Here is an 18,791-nt window from a genome sequence, read left to right as displayed (position 1 = left end):
TTTCAATTTTTTAGTCTTCCAGTTTGTCCCACCAGGTTTTTTTCAGGATGAGGATAATAACAGCCAGTAAGCCAATAGTTACCAGCAGCGGCAACTGCATCCACAACACAAAATACATAGGCAGCAGGGTTAACAGCAGTTGGGCTATAATGCCCAGCACCACGTTAAACATATCCAGCTTAAAGCGTTTATTGGGCACAAACTCCGGGTTGAGCAGCATCACCTTATCATGCACCGGTTTCCAGAACCCCCAGGGGCGTACAGTGCTGTAAAAGCTGACAAGCACTTTTTCATCAGTAGCCGGGGCGGCATAAGTACCAGCTATTGACCCGATGACAGAGATCAAAAACAGCAGGGGCCAGTTGTAAAGCGGCAAACCCATAAATATATATGGGAATACCAGCGCGGCCGCAATGCCCGATACCATGCCCCAAAAAAAGCCGCTGGCATTAAAGCGCCACCAATACCATTTAAGCACATTGGCCGCGATATATCCGCCATAAAGCGCGCCTACTATCCATTGTAAAATGGAGTTTACATCCTTGGCAAAGAAACCCAGTACCACGCCTATTACAACAACCACAATACCTGTGATATAATTGGTGGTGATTATTTTTTTGGTAGATGCATCGGGGTTAATATATTTTAAATAGATATCATTCACCACATAGGCCTGCGCAGCATTCAGGGTACCCGAAAAGGTACCCATAAAAGCGCCCATTAAGCCTGTTACTACCAAACCGAGTATACCTACGGGTAAAAAATTATTAATGGCGGATGGCAAAATGCGTTCAAAGTCGGTACCATTAGCGGTGCTAACATCCAATTGGTTATAATACAATAAAGCTAAAACCGTAAGTCCGATGATCATGCTGTAGCGGATAGGCAACAAAATGATACTTACAAAGCCCGTCATTTTTGAAGCATCCTTTGGCGAGCGCGACGACAATACCTTTTGCATATCGTAGGTTGGTGCCGGGCCGGCCATACTGGCAAAAACGCCTTTAAAAAGCATCATCATAAAAAATATACCAAACATGCCAAAGCCGTCTTCCGCGATCTTTTTGTTAGCATCGGGCACTATGCCGCTCCAATCTAAAGAGAGTTTCCAGTCAAATAAGGGCTCGTTCCAGCCGTGGGGTACATTTAATTGTTTTCCGTTTAAATGCTGCATAGCAATTACACCAATGGAAATACAGCCCACCGTCATGATAGCGTACTTGATCACATCGCCCAGCACAATACTGTGCATTCCGCCTAAAATGGAATAGAACATAGCGAAAAGCGTAAATACGATGCCGTAAAAATGAGCTACATATTCAGGCGGTACGGTGAACGGGATGTAAGGTTCAACCACATTCCAGGGTATAAATATCTCTACAAACTTACCAAGCCCAACAAAGCCGTAAGCCAGGTAACCTAAACAGCCAATAAGCGCGAATACCACCATAATAGCGTGAGATGATTTTACACCTGTACCGCTTATGCCAAAACGGGTTGCCATCCACCCGGCACCGGTATCGGCGTTGGAGCGGCGCAGCCATTTGGCCATAAACATCATATTAAAAACCTGGTTAAACACCGGCCATAGCCAGGGTATCCAAATGCTTTTAAAGCCATACACAAAACATAAGGATACCATCCACATGGTGCCGCTTATATCAAACATATCTGATGCATCACTCAGCCCCAGCATGTACCAGGGCAGTTTTTTGCCACCCATGAGGTAACTGTCCTTATTTTGACGAGCCTTATTGCGGTAGTACCAGCCAATAAGTAACATCATTACCAGGTAAACTACCAGTATTAATACATCAAGTAATTGTAACTTCATTAAAATTGTAATAAGCGATTTATAAATTGGTCATGCCCGGCACGCGCGGGCATTGTTAGCGGTAATTTATCGCTTTGGGGCCGTAATAAAAAACTCTTTTTATCCGGCTTTAACCTTTCTCAAAATTAGCCTGGCACCGGCAATCATTTTAATAGTATTTTAACCAAAGATGATATTAACAGTTCAATTGCGGTTAAGCGCATTCCTTGATGCTAAAACGAGAACTTTAAGATTTACTTATTAAAGCGTTTACCATAAGCAAATATCACATTAGCGGCTATTAGATACGTTTAAGCCGAAGTAATATCGTTGGTTGAATACGCGCGAAAAAATTCAGGCATCAAAAATTTAATTAATAGTTTTTTAACTATATTGCCATTCAATTATAACCGATTACTATGTTCAAAAATGTTTCGAGGGAAATTACTCCCCTGACTCAGAACGACTGTTTTACCATTTTTACCCGCGAAAAACAGGAGTTCAACTTCCCGCTGCACAACCACGAGGAGATGGAGCTTAACCTGATTTTGAATGCCGCCGGGGCCAAACGTATTGTTGGCGACCATATTGATGAGATAACTGATATGGAACTGGTACTGGTAGGCCCTAACCTGCCGCACGGCTGGTTTACGCACCATTGCAAAAGCGAACTGATTACAGAAGTAACCATCCAGTTTCATAAAGATTTGATGGACGACCGGTTTTTGAAACGGAACCAACTCAACTTTATACGTAATATGATAGAGGCGGCCAAAAAAGGCATCATGTTCTCACGTAGTACTATTGAACACATTGCACCTCGTATACTGGCGTTGAATAAGCAGGCGGGGTTTGACTCAATACTGGAGCTATTTGCCATATTTAACGAGCTCTCCATAGCGCGGGATTATCGTACCCTATCCGACTCTACCTTTCTGCATAAACAGGATAACTATAACAGCCGGCGTATAGAGCGGGTGTTTGAGTATATGAATGCCAATTTTAATAAGCAGATCACGCTTGATGAGGTATCAAAAATAGCCAATATGCCAAGCGCGTCATTCAGCAGGTTTATACGTAAGCGTACAGGGTCAACGTTTATATGCAGCCTTAACGAGATCAGGCTGGGCCATGTATCGCGCATGCTGATCGATACCACACATTCAGTATCAGAAATAGCGTATAAATGCGGCTTTAATAATATGGCCAACTTTAACCGCACTTTCAAAAACAAAAAGGGATGCACTCCAAACGAATTCAGAGATAATTACTCAGACAACAGGGTGTTTGTATGAGTGTAAGCCAACAAAAAAGCCCGGTAATTGCCGGGCACTTATTATGCTGTAACTCTTTTTAAACGGAGCTCTTCAAAAAGCTCGATCACTTTTTTCTGAAGGTCAATAACTTCCGTTTCGCGCTCGGTAAGTTTTTTATGGATGTTTTCAAGCTCACTTGCAAACTTTTGCTCTTCCTGCGTATCGTTAAATGTTAGCAGTTGCACTACTGACATTTCAAACAAAGTTGAGATTTGCTCAAGTCTTGAAAGGTTAATATCGGTAATACCGGTTTCAATCTTTGAAAATGCTGGAATTGATATATCTAATTTCTTTGCAACATCTTCCTGGCTCCAACCCTTTTGATGGCGTAACAGCCTGATTTTTTTTCCCAGTGTTTTCATTTTTTTAAATTGTTCAAATTAAAGGTGCGGATTTCTCAATAGTTAATAAAGTTATAATAATTTTTTATAAAAGCTAAGAAAAATATTATATTTTTAATAAACCATCGTTTAACTTCACCAGATCCACTCCGCCAAAGTTGCCCGAACTCATTAACAACAGGTTAGCGTTTATTATACTTATATGTTGTAAGTATTTTAATAACTCTTGCGGGTCGTTAAAAAATAACAGATCGGGACGGGCGAATGCCTCTTTTACGGCATCCTCGCTATAAGGTTCCATATTTTTTTGCGCGAACGTTCGCTTATCAATAAATACGATGGCCGTATCAGCCTGATCCATGGTACCGCTATACTCTGCTAAAAAATCCTTATTTAAACTACTGAAGGTATGCAACTCAATTACGGCTGTTAGTTCACGATCGGTAAACTGAGCCTTAACTGCCTGTATGGTAGCTTTTAATTTTGATGGCGAATGTGCAAAATCTTTATAAATGTTTGTGCTTTCGTTTTTACCCAACAGCTCCAGCCTGCGTGCCGCCCCTTTAAAGGTGCTGATGGCCGCATAAAAACTTGCCGGCGCTATGCCAAGCTGTGCACAAACCTGTTGCGCAGCCTGAATATTCAGCAAATTGTGCTCACCAAAAACCTGTAGCGGATAAGTATTATCTTCAAAAATAATATTTGTCACGCCGTTTTCAATATTGAATTGCGGTAAATTGTATGGATACTTCTTAACACCGGTTTCCGTTTCGGCAACGATTTCTTTCAATACCTCATCGGCATCGCAGTATATAAGCGCACCGCCGGGCTGTATGGTTTCAATAAATATCTTAAACTGATCGGTATAGCTTTTAAAGGTTGGAAAAACGTTGATATGATCCCATGCGATACCACTAATAACACCGATATTGGCCTTGTAGATATGAAACTTAGGCCGCCTGTCAATCGGCGAAGCCAGGTATTCGTCGCCCTCTATCACAATCAATGGCGCATCGTCGGTTAAACCAACCATGGTTTCAAAACTTTCCAGTTGCGCGCCTACCAGGTAGTCGAACTTCATACCCTCATGCTGCAATGCATGCAATATCATAGAGGTTATGGAGGTTTTACCGTGACTGCCGCCGATAACTACACGTAGCTTATCCTTTGATTGCTCGTATATATAATCGGGATACGAGTAAATAGTGATGCCGAGTTCCTGGGCTTTAAGCAATTCAGGATTATCAACACGGGCATGCATACCTAATATTACCGCGTCAAGTTCGTTAGTGATTTTTTCGGGATACCACCCTTCCTGCTCAGGTAGCAGGCCATATTTTGACAGGCGCGAAGCTGAAGGTTCAAATATATGATCGTCAGACCCGCTGACCGTGAAACCCTTTTTATGCAGGGCGATGGCGAGGTTATGCATGGCGCTTCCCCCTATCGCTATAAAATGAACCCTCATTTATTAATATTTAAGATGGCCTGCAAATAAACAAAATATGTTTGTTCAGCCCCGATTTTATAAAAATTTTTAACAAAACTTAACGCTTAACAAACCGGGCGGCAACCCAGTTATTGCGGTTAAGGTGGCGTACATACACTAAATTATATTCAGCCGCCGCTTCTTTAATGATATCAAGATCAGGCGATTCATAAAACCCACTGAAAAATATCACACCGCCGGCCTTTAACACTTTTGCATAGCCGGCCATTTGATCAAGCAATATATTACGGTTGATATTGGCTAATATTATATCATATTGCGTTTCAGGTATCACTTCCTTTGAGCCGCAAAGTGCCGTTATATTATCCGCGTTATTAAGGGCAGCGTTTTCAACCGTACTATCATAGCAAACCGGGTCGTAATCAATGGCCATAATATCGGCGGCACCAAGTTTGGAAGCCATGATGGCCAGTATGCCGGTACCGCAGCCCATATCAAGTACCTGTTTATCCTCAAACGCTTCATCAAGCATCAGTTCCAGAATCATGGAGGTGGTTTGATGGTGCCCGGTGCCAAAAGCCATTTTCGGGTCGATCACTATTTCGTATGGAAACTCCGCACGCGGCTGATGAAAGGTGGCCCGTACAAATATTTTATCCTGGATCTCTATCGGCTCAAAGTTACTTTCCCAAGCTTCGTTCCAGTTTTTTTGAGGGATGAGGTTTATCTGGTAAGTATAATCAACCATACCCTCGTAAGCGGCAAGCTGCTCAACAAGCACATCCTCACTGAACTCATTTATTGGAATGTATGCCTTAAAACCGGTTTCCGTTTCCTCAAAGGTATCGCAACCCAAACCTGCAAGGGCATCTATCAGCAAATCTCGCTGATAATCCGCTGACCCGGTTAGGGTAAAATCTATTTCGTAATAATCCATGCTGTAAAACAGATGTGAGATATGAGATTTTAGATATGAGATCAGGAAAACACATACTTAGTTCTCTCAAATCTCATATCTAAAATCTCACAGCTAAATATTAATTGAACACCTTAACAATGTCTGCAAAGTCGCGCGATTTAAGGGATGCGCCGCCGATCAAACCACCGTCAATATCTGCCTGGGCAAACAATTCGGCAGCATTTTTAGGGTTACAGCTACCACCGTAAAGTATGGTAGTGGCATCGGCAACAGCCTGGCCGTATTTAGCGGCGATCTCCTGGCGGATAAAAGCGTGTATCTCCTGCGCCTGATCTGATGTAGCGGTTACGCCTGTACCAATGGCCCAAACCGGCTCATAAGCGATAACCAGTTTGCCGAATGAGGCTTCATCTAAATGAAAAACACCTTCAACCAATTGCGATTTGATGATTTCGAAATGTGATTCAGCTTCACGCTCCTGCAAAGTTTCGCCAATGCAAAAAATGGGGGTTAAGCCGTTAGCCAGGGCAGTATCTGTTTTTTTAGCCAGCAATTCATTGGTTTCACCAAAATACTGGCGGCGCTCTGAGTGGCCCAGGATAACATATTCAGCACCTACTGATTTAATTTGCTTGGCAGAGGTCTCGCCGGTATAAGCACCGCTTTCGGCCTGGTGTGCATTTTGCGCGCCTACCGAAATTTTATCATAACCTTTAGCCAGTTGTACCAGGCTATGCAGGTGGATGAACGGGCTGCAAACAACCGCTTGCTGGGTACCGGTCACCTCATCTTTTACAATATTGATAACTTCCGAAAAAAGGCTTAAACCCTCGTTATAATCCAGGTTCATTTTCCAGTTACCGGCAACAATTTTTTTTCTCATGATAATTTACGTTATGTATTACAATTAAAAACGCCTGAACTTTTCTGTCAGCTCAAATACGTTCGTTAGTATATCTTTTTCAATCTGGTTAAAACTACGTCCCTCTTTACGCTCAAACACTTTCTCTGTAGTTTCAAACGCCTTTTTAATGCTGTAGGTTTCAAAACCATGCGCGCCGCCCCAGGCAAAATCAGCCACGTAGTTACGAGGGTAACCCGCGCCGAAAACATTGGCACTAACCCCTACAACGGTACCGGTATTAAACATTGTATTAATACCGCATTTAGAATGATCGCTCATGATGAGGCCGCAGAACTGCAGCCCGGTTTTACGAAAACGCTGGCTGGTATAATCCCACAACTTTACCTCTGCATAATTATTTTTAAGGTTGGAGTTGTTGGAGTCGGCACCGATGTTGCACCACTCGCCTAGCACCGAATTACCCAGGTACCCCTCATGCCCCTTTGAGGTGTAGCCCCATATAACGGCATTGTTAATTTCGCCGCCCACACGTGAGTGCGGCCCGACGGTAGTTGCACCATATATCTTAGTACCCATTTTAACCTGCGAATGGCTGCACAGTGCAAAGCCACCGCGTATGTTGGTGCCCTCCCAAACTTCGGTATCGGCAGCCAGGTATATCGGGCCGTTATTGGTATTAAACGTAGAGCATTCAGCAACCGCACCTTCTTCGGCAAAAAACTGATCGTTAGCACCAATCAGGGTGTTGGTACTGCTTATCGAGGCACTTGTGCGTCCTTTAGTTAACAGTGCGAAATCCTTTTTAAGTTCGGACGCATTATTCCTGAAAATATCCTCAGGGTGCTTAATAAAGTTAAAGCGCTCGGTATATTCCGTAACTCGTTCAAAAACACCTGTGGATGTAAAGCTTTTGGCGCCTGTTTCGTTCAATTTAACAGCAATAAATAATCCGGCACCACGCAAAGCTTCCCCTTCGGCAAGTTTGTCAATGGCTTCGGCAAGCGCCTCATCCGGGCAAACAGATCCGTTAATAAATATATTTTCGCTTTCCACAGCAAGCGGAAACTTAGCCTGTAAATATGGGCGGGTTAGGTACGAATAGGTTTTGCCAAAATATTTGCCCCACTTTTCGTCAATAGTGAGTATGCCTATGCGCAGGTTGGCAACAGGGCGTGTGTAGGTTAACGGTAATAGGGTGTTTTGAGCGTTATCGTCAAACAGGATGATTGCCATGGCGCAAAAATAAAAAAAGTCCCGACTGCAAAGCCGGGACTTATAAATATTTATAAATAAGCGATTACTTTTTAGCGTAACGCGTACGGAACTTATCGATACGACCGGCAGTATCTACCAACTTCATTTTACCTGTGTAAAAAGGGTGTGAAGTGTGTGAGATCTCTAATTTAATTAATGGATACTCGTTGCCATCTTCCCATTTAACTGTTTCACGGGTATCGATGCATGATTTAGTGATGAAAGAATAGTCGTTAGACATATCTTTAAAAACCACTAATCTATAGTTTGACGGATGCAGATCTTTTTTCATTACTTTATACTTTCCTTATAAAAGAGGCGCAAATATAGTGATCTTATTTTGATTATAAAACATTAAGGCAAAAAGTTTTCCACCGTCTCTTAAAACAGCACTTTATATATTAGGATGAGCAATTAAGTACATCATCGAACCAAAATTTACTATAAACCATTACCCAAAGTTCAATTTTAGCGGCTGCCTTATCTTCTATTTCAATTTTCTTTAGTTTTGCCTTTGGTGCTATATATTGCATACCAACTACTACAATGGCGGTGATTAATAAATAATACCCAATGAAAACATATATTTTGGCGTTCTGCATGATATCAATGTCCCAAAATAACCTTGCCAGTAAACGAATCTGCATTACATGAATAAACAACATAAACCCTATAAGAATTATCAGGTTAAAGTAAGGAGTACCACCCGGCCGGCGTTTATAAATTCTTTGATACATAGCGGAGCAAATGTACTGGAAGCTTCGGAGCATATTTTATATCGGTTTAGTATAATAAATTGCCTACCTGCGCACTCGTTTATGACAGTGGGCGAACAATTTTAAATAAATTATTTGTATATCTTTGTATTGTTAAACTGATACAATGAACTTACCGATTTATTTAGATAACAACGCTACAACGCCTATGGATCCCAGGGTGCTTGAAGCTATGATACCATATTTTACCCAAAAGTTTGGTAACGCCGCAAGCCGTAACCACCACTTTGGCTGGGTAGCCGAAGAAGGTGTGGATTATGCCCGCGAGCAGGTGGCCAAACTGATTGGCGCTACCGAGAAAGAGATCATCTTTACTTCAGGCGCTACCGAGTCAGACAACCTGGCTATCAAGGGTGTTTTTGAGATGTACAAGGAGAAAGGCAACCACATCATCACCGCCGTTACTGAGCATAAAGCTGTGCTTGACGCTTGTAAACACGTTGAAAAGCTGGGCGGCAAAGTTACTTACCTGCCTGTTAAAGAGGACGGCCTGATTGACCTGGAATTGCTTGAGCAAAGCATTACGCCTGAAACCATCCTGGTATCGATCATGTACGGTAATAACGAGATCGGTGTTATACAACCCATAAAGGAAATTTCAGCCATCGCCCACAAGCATGGCGCTCTGTTTATGACTGACGCGACACAAGCGGTAGGTAAAATTCCGGTTGATGTTAATGCTGATGGTATTGACCTGCTGGCTCTTTCAGCCCATAAAATGTACGGCCCTAAAGGTGTAGGCGCTTTATACGTACGCCGTAAAGGCCCGCGTGTTAAGGTTACCGCCCAAATGGACGGTGGCGGCCATGAGCGCGGTATGCGTTCGGGCACGTTGAATGTACCGGGTATTGTTGGCCTGGGTAAAGCCTGCGAAGTTGCCCGTTTAGACATGGATGCTGAAGCAAAACGCTTGTCAGCCATGCGCGACAGGTTGGAAGCATCATTAAGCGAACTGGAAGAAAGCTATGTAAATGGTAACGTACAACACCGTTTGCCGCACGTAGCTAACATCTCGTTTAAATATGTTGAGGGCGAAGGTTTGATGATGGCCATGAAAGATCTGGCGGTATCATCAGGTTCGGCTTGTACTTCGGCATCACTTGAGCCATCTTACGTACTGAAAAGCTTAGGTTTGTCAGACGATCTGGCACACTCTTCGATACGTTTTGGTTTAGGCCGCTTTACAACCGACGAGGAAGTTGATCACGCTATAGAAGTAACTAAAAAAGCGGTTACCCATCTTCGCGAACTTTCACCGCTATGGGAAATGTTTAAAGAAGGCATCGACCTTGACTCAATTGAGTGGGCAGAACACTAAGATTGATTTGAGATGTTAGATATGAGATTTGAGATTTTGTATCTGACAGATCAGCATAAAATAAACAAAACATATTGATTTGAGTATTTAAGAAAGAGTTTTATCTCATATCTAACATCTAAAACATAATACAATGGCATATTCAGATAAAGTAATTGATCATTACACCAACCCGCGCAACGTGGGTACATTAGATAAAAGCAGCCATAAAGTAGGTACCGGCCTTGTTGGTGCCCCTGAGTGCGGCGACGTTATGCGTTTACAAATTGAGGTTGATGATAACAACGTTATTACCGATGCTAAATTTAAAACATTTGGCTGTGGTTCAGCTATCGCGTCGTCATCATTGGCTACAGAATGGCTTAAAGGCAAAAGCATTGATGATGCCATGGCGATCGACAATATGGATATTGTTGAAGAGCTGGCCCTGCCACCTGTTAAAATTCACTGCTCAGTTTTAGCAGAGGATGCCATTAAAGCCGCTATTAACGATTACCGCGTTAAAAACGGCTTAGAGCCCATCGAATTAGAAAAATCACACCATTAATAAAGATGTGAGATTATAGATGTGAGATTTAAGATGCCTTCCTCATAGAATTCTCTCATATCTCACATCTCAATACTCATATCTAAATATTAAAATCTATATAAAGACAATGGTAACCGTAACTGATAAAGCTAAAAGCAAAATTGATGACCTGATACAAAACGCGGGGCTCGATGAGTCGTATTTCCTGCGTGTATCGGTACAGGGTGGCGGCTGTTCAGGCCTGTCATACAACCTTGATTTTGACAACGAGGAGAAAAAAGGCGACCAGTTTTTTGAAGATAAAGGCGTACGCATGGCCCTGGATATGAAATCCTTTTTATACCTGGCCGGCACCGAACTTGATTTTACAGATGGATTGAACGGCAAAGGGTTCAACTTTCATAACCCTAATGCTACCCGCACCTGCGGTTGCGGCGAAAGCTTTTCTGTTTAATTATTCATACAAAATATTACAAACAAGCGAGGCGCTCCATTGAGCGCCTCGCTTGTTTGTTTACGATACTACCTCATCACCATAACATCTACCTCACATCACCTTACCATGTATCGTAACAATAACAATGTCACCGTCGGTTGCCGGAAAATCCTGCTTACACAAATCATCCTCAACATCACATTATCCGGCACTATACCGGGGTGACAATACTTTAATATATAAACGAGATTTTGTAAATAGAATTTAGGCGCTTTTCAGGTTATTGATATCAGCAAACAACTCAGATGCTTTTGCAATACCAGCATCAATAGCTTTGCTTTTAACGGACTCTATAAGGTAATTATTTTTAAGTTCTTTTTCTGATACCATCACGCTAAAATCAGTAAACATTACCCCTTCCTCAAAAGGGTAAACAGTGTACCCGCGTTTGTTTGGATCATAGTGGCCAAGCTCAAATACTTCGTCCTGATTTTTACCTTTTATTTTTGCGCCTTTAACCAGTTGGTAAGCGTCGTTTATATTTACAAAATCGTTGTTCTTCATAGTGATAGAAGGGATACAATAACTTTGCCAAGTTTTTTAACGCTCACGAAAACCAGTTAAATATATCACTTTGTGATAAGTTGAGTTTATCGGCTGTAGGGAGATCTCGTAATACTGCACCCTCACCCATTTGGATAAGCCGGGTACCGTACTGGTAAGCGTCCTTTAAATTATGCGTTATGAGTATTGCAGTGAGCGAAAAATCACGGATCAGTTGATCTGCCGTACGCATCACCGTTTCGGCGGAACGTGGGTCGAGCGCCGCGGTAGGTTCATCCAGCAGCAATACCTTGCAGTTATCCATCACACTCATAACAAGTGTAAGTGCCTGCCGCTGCCCGCCGGAGAGGGTGCCCATGGACTGCTCTAATTTATTTTCGAGGCCCATTCCTAAGGTAGCGATGTGCTGCCTTACCTTTTCGCGAAAGGCCGCCGTTACCCCTACTGATAAACCTTTAGGTTTAGTGCGTACAGCCGCCAGCCTGAAGTTATCAATAATACTCAAATCGGGCGCGGTACCGCTAAGCGGGTTTTGAAATACACGGGCTACCCATTTGCTGCGCTGATGATCGGCCATCCGGGTAACATCAGTACCATCAATATGCACACTGCCTGCATCGGCAAACAGGCTACCGGCAACCAGGTTGAGCAAGGTGGATTTACCCGAACCATTAGAGCCTACAATTACCACAAACTCGCCGGTATTAATATTAAGAGACACATTGTTAATAGCCGTCACCGCGCTGGCCTTACCTTTATTAAATATCTTATGTACCGTATTAAGCGATATCATGATGAACTTTTATTGAAAGATAAACGAGGCAGGCTCACAATCAACAGCACAAACAAGGCCGTAACCAGTTTAAGCAGGTTAGCATCAACCCCAATGCTCAACGTTACCGCCAACACCATCTGGAATGCTATGGCACCGGCAATAACCAATGCCAGGCTAAGCCATGCCGAAGTGACGCGCAGCCAGTTAATAATAGTTTCGGCTATAATAACGGAGCCAAGCCCGGTAATAACGATGCCTATGCCCATGTTAATATCGGCAAAGCCCTGGAACTGCGTCATGAGGTAGCCGCTCAGGGCAATTAGTCCGTTAGCCAGGGCGAGGCCTGCTATTTTCATGCGATCGGTATTTACGCCCAGGGCGCGTATCATGGTCTCGCTGTTACCTGTTGCCCGCATGGCGAGTCCGAAATCGGTTTTGAGCAAATAACCAATCAATAAGGTAATCAAAAGTACAATCAGCGATAAGATGATACCGGTATTCTGATTTGGATCGGCCAATAACGGCAGCTTATCAAATATAGTAGTTGTGCCTACCAGCGGAATATTTGAGCGCCCCATCAGGGTAAGGTTTACAGAGTAAAGAGCCGTCATTACTAATATCCCGGCAAGCAGCGGGTTTACCTTTAAGCGGGTGTGTATTAACCCGGTTACAGCACCGGCTAAGGCTCCGGCTAAAATTACCGCGGGTAGTACAACATACACCGGCTGTTGGTGGGTTAACAGCAATGCAGTTACCACACCGCCTAAGGTATAGCTGCCATCGGTAGTAATATCAGGAATGTTAAATATCTTCATGGAGATGTAGATACCCAGCGCGATGCCTGAGAAGCACATACCCTGCAATAAAGCGGTAAGGTAAAAATCCATTTATTTTATCGCTTCAAAGTTTGATGGCAGGGTGAGCTTGTATTTTTTGGCTACATCAGCATTATACACTCTCTTCCTTATTTTTACCAGTTCAGGTTTCAGGCCATCCGTTTTATGTGTTTTTAAATATTGTACCGCCTGCTCACCTGCCTGGTATCCCCATTGATAAATATCGGCGCCAAAAGCGGCTACCGCGCCGCGTTGTACCAAACCAGCCTCGCTGGTAAATATGGGTACATTTTTAGCATCACAATTCTTTTTAATGGTTTCAAAGGCGGCGAACACGGTATTATCCGGATTAGCGAAAAAGGCATCGATGCCCTTGGCTAATAACGATTGCGTTACCAATGGCGCTTCGGATGAATTATTAAGTGGTAAAGCCACCAGGTTAACGTTCAGCTTGGCAGCCAGGCCTTTTATGCGCTCCATCGCGTCAGCCGATTGAGGTTCAGCCTGATTATAGATCATGCCAATAACCAGCTTCGCTCCTGTTTTGGGCTTTAATATTTTAGGTATGATAGAGAATGACGTATCAATATAATTCAGATCTTCCAGCGCGCCGAAAAGATTGGCCGGCGCTTTGCCGTTAGCATCAAGCACCTTCATGCGTTCGGGTACGGGTGATACCATGGCGAATACGGGAATGGTCTTGCTTTTTTGTAAGGCTGTTACTGTTGATAGTGTTGTGGATGTAGCCAGCACATCTACCTGCTCACTAACGTAATAATTCACAATCTGCGTTAACTGGGGTATATCGCCCTGCGCGTTTCGGTATTCTATTTTTACGGTGTGCGCATCCTCACTAAAGCCGCCTTTTTTAAGGGCATCGGTAAAACCTGTACGGGCCTGGGCAATGGTAGCATCCTCAAAGGCATCCACAAAACCCACTACGGGTACATCATTCTTTTTAGTTTTTTGCTGGCACGATATAATAGCTGCAACCACCGCGATGGCCGCCAAAAGTTTAACAGGCTTCATAACCACTAAAGTAGGTATTAAACCTTAAAGCTGAAACATTACCAACCTGTGGTTGTAGTGCCCTGCCGGTTATTACGGCTTACTGACAATTAGGCCATTCAATGTGTAAAACAAACACACTATTTTTCAACAAATAAGCAAATAATTTAGTTATTGCGGTATTTTAGCCCTTAATGATACCTATAATATCAAAGCTCCCGCAAACGGGCACTACTATATTTACCACCATGTCTGCATTGGCGGCCGAGTTGGGCGCCATTAATCTTTCACAGGGTTTTCCGGATTATGATTGCCCTGCCGAACTGAAGGAACTGGTTAACCACGCCATGCATAACGGCCATAACCAGTACGCCCCCATGGCCGGTTTAACGAGCCTGCGTGAAGTAATTGCCGCTAAAACTGAAAAGCTATACGGCGGCGTATATGATCCTGAAACGGAGATCACCATTACCGCCGGTGGCACACAGGCTATTTATACGGCTATCAGCACCGTAATTAACCCTAACGATGAGGTAATTATTTTTGAACCCGCGTATGATGCTTATGCCCCGGCTGTGCGCATGATGGGTGGCCTGGTAAAATCATTACAACTGGAACCGCCCGATTACCGCATTAACTGGGAGATGGTAAAAAGGCTGATCACCAACCGCACGCGGATGATCATCCTGAATTCGCCGCATAACCCTACAGCTACCATTTTGCAGCAGGATGATATTGACCAGTTGATTGGCATCATCAGCAACCGGGATATATTTATTTTGAGCGATGAGGTGTACGAGCACCTGATTTTTGACGGCCAGACCCACCACAGCATGGCCCGCTACGCCGAACTGCGCGACCGGAGCTTTATCATAGCATCATTAGGCAAAACCTTCCATGTTACCGGCTGGAAACTGGGCTATTGCATTGCCCCGGCTTACCTTACCCGCGAATTCAGGAAGATACACCAGTTTCTGGTATTTAGTGTAAACACACCTATGCAATTCGCGGCAGCGGAATATCTTAAAAACGAGGAGCATTACAACTACCTGCCAGGCTTTTTTCAACAAAAGCGCGACCATTTTAGGGCCGGGCTTGAGCAAAGCCGTTTTAAGTTGTTACCTTGCCACGGATCATACTTTCAATCAGCATTATATGACCAGGTAAGCGATGAAAAAGATACTGATTTTGTGATACGCCTCACCAGGGAATTTGGCGTGGCGGCTATACCTACCTCTGCCTTTTACAGCAAGGGTACCGATTATAAGGTGATACGTTTTTGTTTTGCCAAAACACAAGAAACTTTAGATAAAGCCGTTGATAGGTTAATTAAAGTTTAACTGAAATTTAACAAATTGCGTTTACTATTAGTCCGTACGGGCTAAGCTATACTTGCCTATGGACAATTTGAAAATTACCGTTTTCCAGGGATACCTATTTTGGGAAAATGCCGATAAGAACCTGCATAACATCAGCCTGCGGTTATCAAATATTCGTGAAAAAACAGACCTGATCATTCTGCCCGAAATGTTCAATACCGGCTTTACCATGAATGTTGAACCATTAGCCGAAGAGATGGACGGCAAAACCATACAATGGATGGCCGCTACGGCTAAAAAATATGATTGCGTAATTACGGGCAGCCTGATTGTTAAGGAAGATAACCACTATTATAACCGCCTGATATGGATGCGCCCCGATGGCAGCCATGAGCATTATGATAAACGCCACTTGTTCGCCCTTGGCAAAGAGCACGAAAAGTTTACCGCGGGCAGCAAACGCCTTATTGTTGACCTGAAAGGCTGGAATATTTGCCCGATGATATGTTACGACCTGCGTTTCCCGGTATGGCAGCGCAACGTAAACGGCGAGTATGACTTATTGCTGATTGTAGCCAACTGGCCCGAACGCCGCGCCCTGCACTGGCGTACGCTGATACCGGCACGCGCCGTAGAGAACCAAAGCTATGTAGTGGCTGTAAACCGTGTGGGCCATGATGGCAATGAGATATATCACTCCGGCGATTCGACCTGTATTGACCCGAATGGCAAGGTTATCTATTATAAACGCGATGAGGAAGACCTTTATACCTTTACCATTGCCGCCATTGAACTGGAAAAAACACGCCGCGCATTACCTTTTTTAAAGGATGCGGATAGCTTTACCATCAATTTATAAAGTAAAGTTTTTTAATCTCCGGCACGCTGTGTAGCGTAAACTGCTTTTATTTACGTATGAATAGAATAAACATCTTATTTTGCGTTAATTAAACCGGTAATACTACTAACCTACATGAAGTTTACATTCAGCAGCGCGCGGGCGGCCGCATTAATGTTATTATTTACCATTAATGCATCGGCACAAAAAAAGAAGGATTATACCCCGCTTGTAAACACCTTTATCGGCACGGCAGGCGGCGGGCATGCTTACCCCGGCGCGGCAACACCGTACGGTATGGTTTTACTTACCCCAGTTACCGGTTCGGGCCAAAGTGGTTATTTGTATACCGATAGTACCATACATGGCTTTACCCATGCTGTTTATGCGGATGCTGCGTGCATACCGCACAGTGAGATCCTGTTTATGCCGACCATTGGCGAGCCTGAACTTAGCCAGGCTAAACGGGCTGCATCCTTTAAAAAGAAAGAAGAAAAAGCATCCCCAGGATTTTATACCGTTGTTTTTAATAATAAAACAGAAGCGGAACTGACCGCTACCACACGCGCGGGCTTACAGGTTTATGATTTCCCCTCGGCCCCGAAAGCCAATATTATCATCGACCTGCAATACGGCGGCGATGTACTGGATAGTGAGATTGACATAGTGAACGACCATGAGCTGCGCGGATTCCGAATTTCAGGATCAGCCGGGCAACAGCGTAGGACGTACTTTTACGCCAAATTTTCAAAGCCCTTTAAAACCTATGGCATAGCCATGAATGGCACCATGCAAGCCGGACAAAAAAAGGGGTCGGGTAAGGATGTAAAACTGTATGTTCAGTTTGATGATCCGGGTGAAGTAGCTATCCGCACGGGGCTGTCGCATGTAAGCACCGCCGGGGCATTAAAAAACCTGGATGCTGAAATGCCCGATTTTGATCTGCGTAAAATGCAAAAAGCGGCCCGTGCAGCCTGGGCTGTTGAATTAGCACGGTTGGAAGTTACCGGCGGCGCGCCACCCGTACCAAGGGTTGAAGATCCCGCGGCTTCAATATATAACCCTTATGGCAGGCCATCAGCCAAAACCGTAAAACTGCCCGATTTTGCCGCCATGAAACAGAACATGTTTTACACCGCGCTATACCACACCATGCTTACCCCGGCTATAGCCAGCGATGTTGACGGCACCTACAGTACGGGCGGTACCCAAACCGCTAAAGCCGAGGGCTATGTTTATTATGAGGTGAATACGATCAATACCTTTGGTTCACGCTACCAGTTACTTACCCTTACCGACCATAAACGTACTGCCGATTTTATCAAGAGCTACCAGGCAACCAACAAGCCCAGCAGTAACCTTGCTTTTAACGAGTTGATAGTGGATGCATTGGTAAAAGGCATTAAAGGTATTGATGCTGACAAGGCTTTTATACAGTTAAGAACCGCGTTGGATAGATTGAATAATGAAGGCTTAAAGCAAAATGGCTTTGTGCCGGCTAACCAGCCAAATTCAGTAAGCAAAACCTTGTACTACAGCTATTATAACTGGCTGGCATCACAACTGGCACAGGCATTGAAAAAGCCGCAGGAAGCGGCTGAATACAATCGTCTTGCATCTTCATGGAAAAATCTGTTTAATAAAACCTCGGGCTTTTTTCAACCTAAAACCGGCGACAAATGGCAGGAACCCTTTAAACCTGTTGACACCGCTGCTTACGAACGAGGCAACGGCTGGCAATATGCCTTTATGGTGCCGCATGATGAGGAGGCATTGTTAGAGATGATGGGCGGCAAAGAAGCCTTTGAAGAAAAACTGGACAGTCTTTTTGGTACGCTGACCGAGCACCCTACTTATGTTGATGGCTTTACCGGGCAATTCAGCGTAGCGTATTTATACAACAGTTTTATACCGTACTTATACGCGTTTACTGATAATCCGCAAAAAACACAGAGTTACCTTAACCGTATCACCGGGCAGTTATACGCCCCGGAAGCCACCGGTTTATGCGGTAACGACTATAATGGGCAACTATCAGCGTGGTATGTAATGAATAGCCTGGGATTTTATAGCCTGGTACCCGGCGGCCAGTATTTTATCGGGTTGCCCCAATTTGATAAGGCTACCCTCAACCAGCCAAATGGTAAACCGTTCAGCATAGTGAACAGCGGCGCGGCAATAACCCGTAAAAACTTTTACCTGCAAGGCATGAACCTCAACAAAAGCGGCTACACTAAACTATATATCAATTACAGCGATATTGCCAAAGGCGGAGATTTTGAGGTGTTTACCGGCACCATGGCCAACAAGCTTTTTATGCAGGATCTGGAAAAGCCAACTTCAAAACAACAGCAAACGGCAGGCACGGCACAAAAATAATTTAACGGTTATAAAATTTAGATACCCGGTTTACGTTGTTAAATTTTGTTATCCT

The 18,791-nt window shown here is 43.8% G+C and carries 19 protein-coding genes; 7 read left to right on the top strand and 12 right to left on the bottom strand.

Going from position 1 to position 18,791, the window contains the following annotated elements:
- Positions 1 to 10: 10 nt before the first annotated feature.
- Positions 11 to 1,834 carry a sodium:solute symporter family protein gene (locus AC3WJC_RS05295; RefSeq protein WP_492398028.1) on the bottom strand — a complete coding sequence of 608 codons (1,824 nt, stop codon included), beginning with the start codon at positions 1,832 to 1,834 and terminating at the stop codon, positions 11 to 13.
- A gap of 398 nt (positions 1,835 to 2,232) precedes the next feature.
- Between AC3WJC_RS05295 and AC3WJC_RS05290 the strand changes: the two genes are divergently transcribed.
- Positions 2,233 to 3,108 (top strand): AraC family transcriptional regulator, encoded by an 876-nt coding sequence (locus AC3WJC_RS05290; RefSeq protein WP_492398027.1) that lies wholly within the window; start codon positions 2,233 to 2,235, stop codon positions 3,106 to 3,108.
- A gap of 41 nt (positions 3,109 to 3,149) precedes the next feature.
- On the opposite strand, the gene AC3WJC_RS05285 is transcribed toward AC3WJC_RS05290, so the two are convergent.
- The 7 genes from AC3WJC_RS05285 to AC3WJC_RS05255 all read right to left on the bottom strand — a co-directional run bounded on the left by AC3WJC_RS05285 (position 3,150) and on the right by AC3WJC_RS05255 (position 8,560).
- Positions 3,150 to 3,491: a helix-turn-helix domain-containing protein gene (locus AC3WJC_RS05285; RefSeq protein ID WP_492398026.1), complete on the bottom strand. Its 342-nt coding sequence runs from the start codon at positions 3,489 to 3,491 to the stop codon at positions 3,150 to 3,152.
- Positions 3,492 to 3,576: 85 nt separating this feature from the next.
- On the bottom strand, positions 3,577 to 4,938 hold the full coding sequence (locus tag AC3WJC_RS05280; protein ID WP_492398025.1) for a UDP-N-acetylmuramate--L-alanine ligase: 1,362 nt from the start codon (positions 4,936 to 4,938) through the stop codon (positions 3,577 to 3,579).
- A 79-nt stretch (positions 4,939 to 5,017) separates the two neighbouring features.
- Positions 5,018 to 5,857: a 50S ribosomal protein L11 methyltransferase gene (prmA, locus tag AC3WJC_RS05275; RefSeq protein WP_492398024.1), complete on the bottom strand. Its 840-nt coding sequence runs from the start codon at positions 5,855 to 5,857 to the stop codon at positions 5,018 to 5,020.
- Positions 5,858 to 5,957: 100 nt separating this feature from the next.
- The gene (gene tpiA, locus AC3WJC_RS05270) at positions 5,958 to 6,722 is read right to left on the bottom strand and encodes a triose-phosphate isomerase (RefSeq protein ID WP_492398023.1); all 765 of its coding nucleotides are present in this window, start codon (positions 6,720 to 6,722) and stop codon (positions 5,958 to 5,960) included.
- Between the two features lie 24 nt (positions 6,723 to 6,746).
- Entirely contained in the window at positions 6,747 to 7,937 is a 1,191-nt protein-coding gene (locus AC3WJC_RS05265; RefSeq protein WP_492398022.1) for a putative sugar nucleotidyl transferase, read from the bottom strand.
- Between the two features lie 64 nt (positions 7,938 to 8,001).
- The gene (locus AC3WJC_RS05260; protein WP_255678832.1) at positions 8,002 to 8,250 is read right to left on the bottom strand and encodes a type B 50S ribosomal protein L31; all 249 of its coding nucleotides are present in this window, start codon (positions 8,248 to 8,250) and stop codon (positions 8,002 to 8,004) included.
- Positions 8,251 to 8,359: 109 nt separating this feature from the next.
- A complete protein-coding gene (locus AC3WJC_RS05255) occupies positions 8,360 to 8,560 on the bottom strand; it encodes a hypothetical protein (RefSeq protein WP_492398021.1) in 201 nt (66 codons plus the stop codon).
- A 280-nt stretch (positions 8,561 to 8,840) separates the two neighbouring features.
- Between AC3WJC_RS05255 and AC3WJC_RS05250 the strand changes: the two genes are divergently transcribed.
- The 3 genes from AC3WJC_RS05250 to AC3WJC_RS05240 all read left to right on the top strand — a co-directional run bounded on the left by AC3WJC_RS05250 (position 8,841) and on the right by AC3WJC_RS05240 (position 11,035).
- Positions 8,841 to 10,052, top strand: coding sequence for an IscS subfamily cysteine desulfurase (locus tag AC3WJC_RS05250; RefSeq protein WP_492398020.1), 1,212 nt, complete (start codon positions 8,841 to 8,843; stop codon positions 10,050 to 10,052).
- Between the two features lie 133 nt (positions 10,053 to 10,185).
- Positions 10,186 to 10,599, top strand: a complete 414-nt coding sequence (iscU, locus tag AC3WJC_RS05245) for a Fe-S cluster assembly scaffold IscU (protein ID WP_194102048.1) — start codon at positions 10,186 to 10,188, stop codon at positions 10,597 to 10,599.
- A gap of 109 nt (positions 10,600 to 10,708) precedes the next feature.
- Positions 10,709 to 11,035, top strand: coding sequence for a HesB/IscA family protein (locus AC3WJC_RS05240; RefSeq protein ID WP_492398019.1), 327 nt, complete (start codon positions 10,709 to 10,711; stop codon positions 11,033 to 11,035).
- A 246-nt stretch (positions 11,036 to 11,281) separates the two neighbouring features.
- Here the strand turns inward: AC3WJC_RS05240 and AC3WJC_RS05235 are convergent, their stop codons facing one another.
- From AC3WJC_RS05235 to AC3WJC_RS05220, 4 genes are read right to left on the bottom strand one after another with little or no spacing between them, the layout of a single operon-like run.
- Positions 11,282 to 11,581, bottom strand: a complete 300-nt coding sequence (locus tag AC3WJC_RS05235; protein ID WP_492398018.1) for a hypothetical protein — start codon at positions 11,579 to 11,581, stop codon at positions 11,282 to 11,284.
- A gap of 43 nt (positions 11,582 to 11,624) precedes the next feature.
- On the bottom strand, positions 11,625 to 12,374 hold the full coding sequence (locus AC3WJC_RS05230) for an ABC transporter ATP-binding protein (protein ID WP_492398017.1): 750 nt from the start codon (positions 12,372 to 12,374) through the stop codon (positions 11,625 to 11,627).
- Positions 12,371 to 13,243 carry an ABC transporter permease gene (locus AC3WJC_RS05225; protein ID WP_492398016.1) on the bottom strand — a complete coding sequence of 291 codons (873 nt, stop codon included), beginning with the start codon at positions 13,241 to 13,243 and terminating at the stop codon, positions 12,371 to 12,373. Before AC3WJC_RS05225 ends, AC3WJC_RS05230 begins: the two co-directional genes overlap by 4 nt.
- On the bottom strand, positions 13,244 to 14,221 hold the full coding sequence (locus AC3WJC_RS05220; RefSeq protein ID WP_492398015.1) for an ABC transporter substrate-binding protein: 978 nt from the start codon (positions 14,219 to 14,221) through the stop codon (positions 13,244 to 13,246).
- A gap of 173 nt (positions 14,222 to 14,394) precedes the next feature.
- Here AC3WJC_RS05220 and AC3WJC_RS05215 point away from each other — a divergent pair, with 173 nt between their 5' ends.
- From AC3WJC_RS05215 to AC3WJC_RS05205, 3 genes are all read left to right on the top strand, one after another.
- Positions 14,395 to 15,540: a methionine aminotransferase gene (locus tag AC3WJC_RS05215; protein ID WP_492398014.1), complete on the top strand. Its 1,146-nt coding sequence runs from the start codon at positions 14,395 to 14,397 to the stop codon at positions 15,538 to 15,540.
- 58 nt (positions 15,541 to 15,598) lie between these two features.
- Positions 15,599 to 16,378, top strand: coding sequence for an amidohydrolase (locus AC3WJC_RS05210; protein ID WP_492398013.1), 780 nt, complete (start codon positions 15,599 to 15,601; stop codon positions 16,376 to 16,378).
- Between the two features lie 114 nt (positions 16,379 to 16,492).
- Entirely contained in the window at positions 16,493 to 18,736 is a 2,244-nt protein-coding gene (locus AC3WJC_RS05205; RefSeq protein WP_492398012.1) for a GH92 family glycosyl hydrolase, read from the top strand.
- Positions 18,737 to 18,791: the final 55 nt, after the last annotated feature.

It is taken from the genome of Mucilaginibacter sp. FW306-07-L (genome assembly GCF_058782065.1).
The sequence above is the reverse complement of the archived record's forward strand: the minus strand, read 5'-3'. Positions and strand labels throughout refer to the sequence as shown.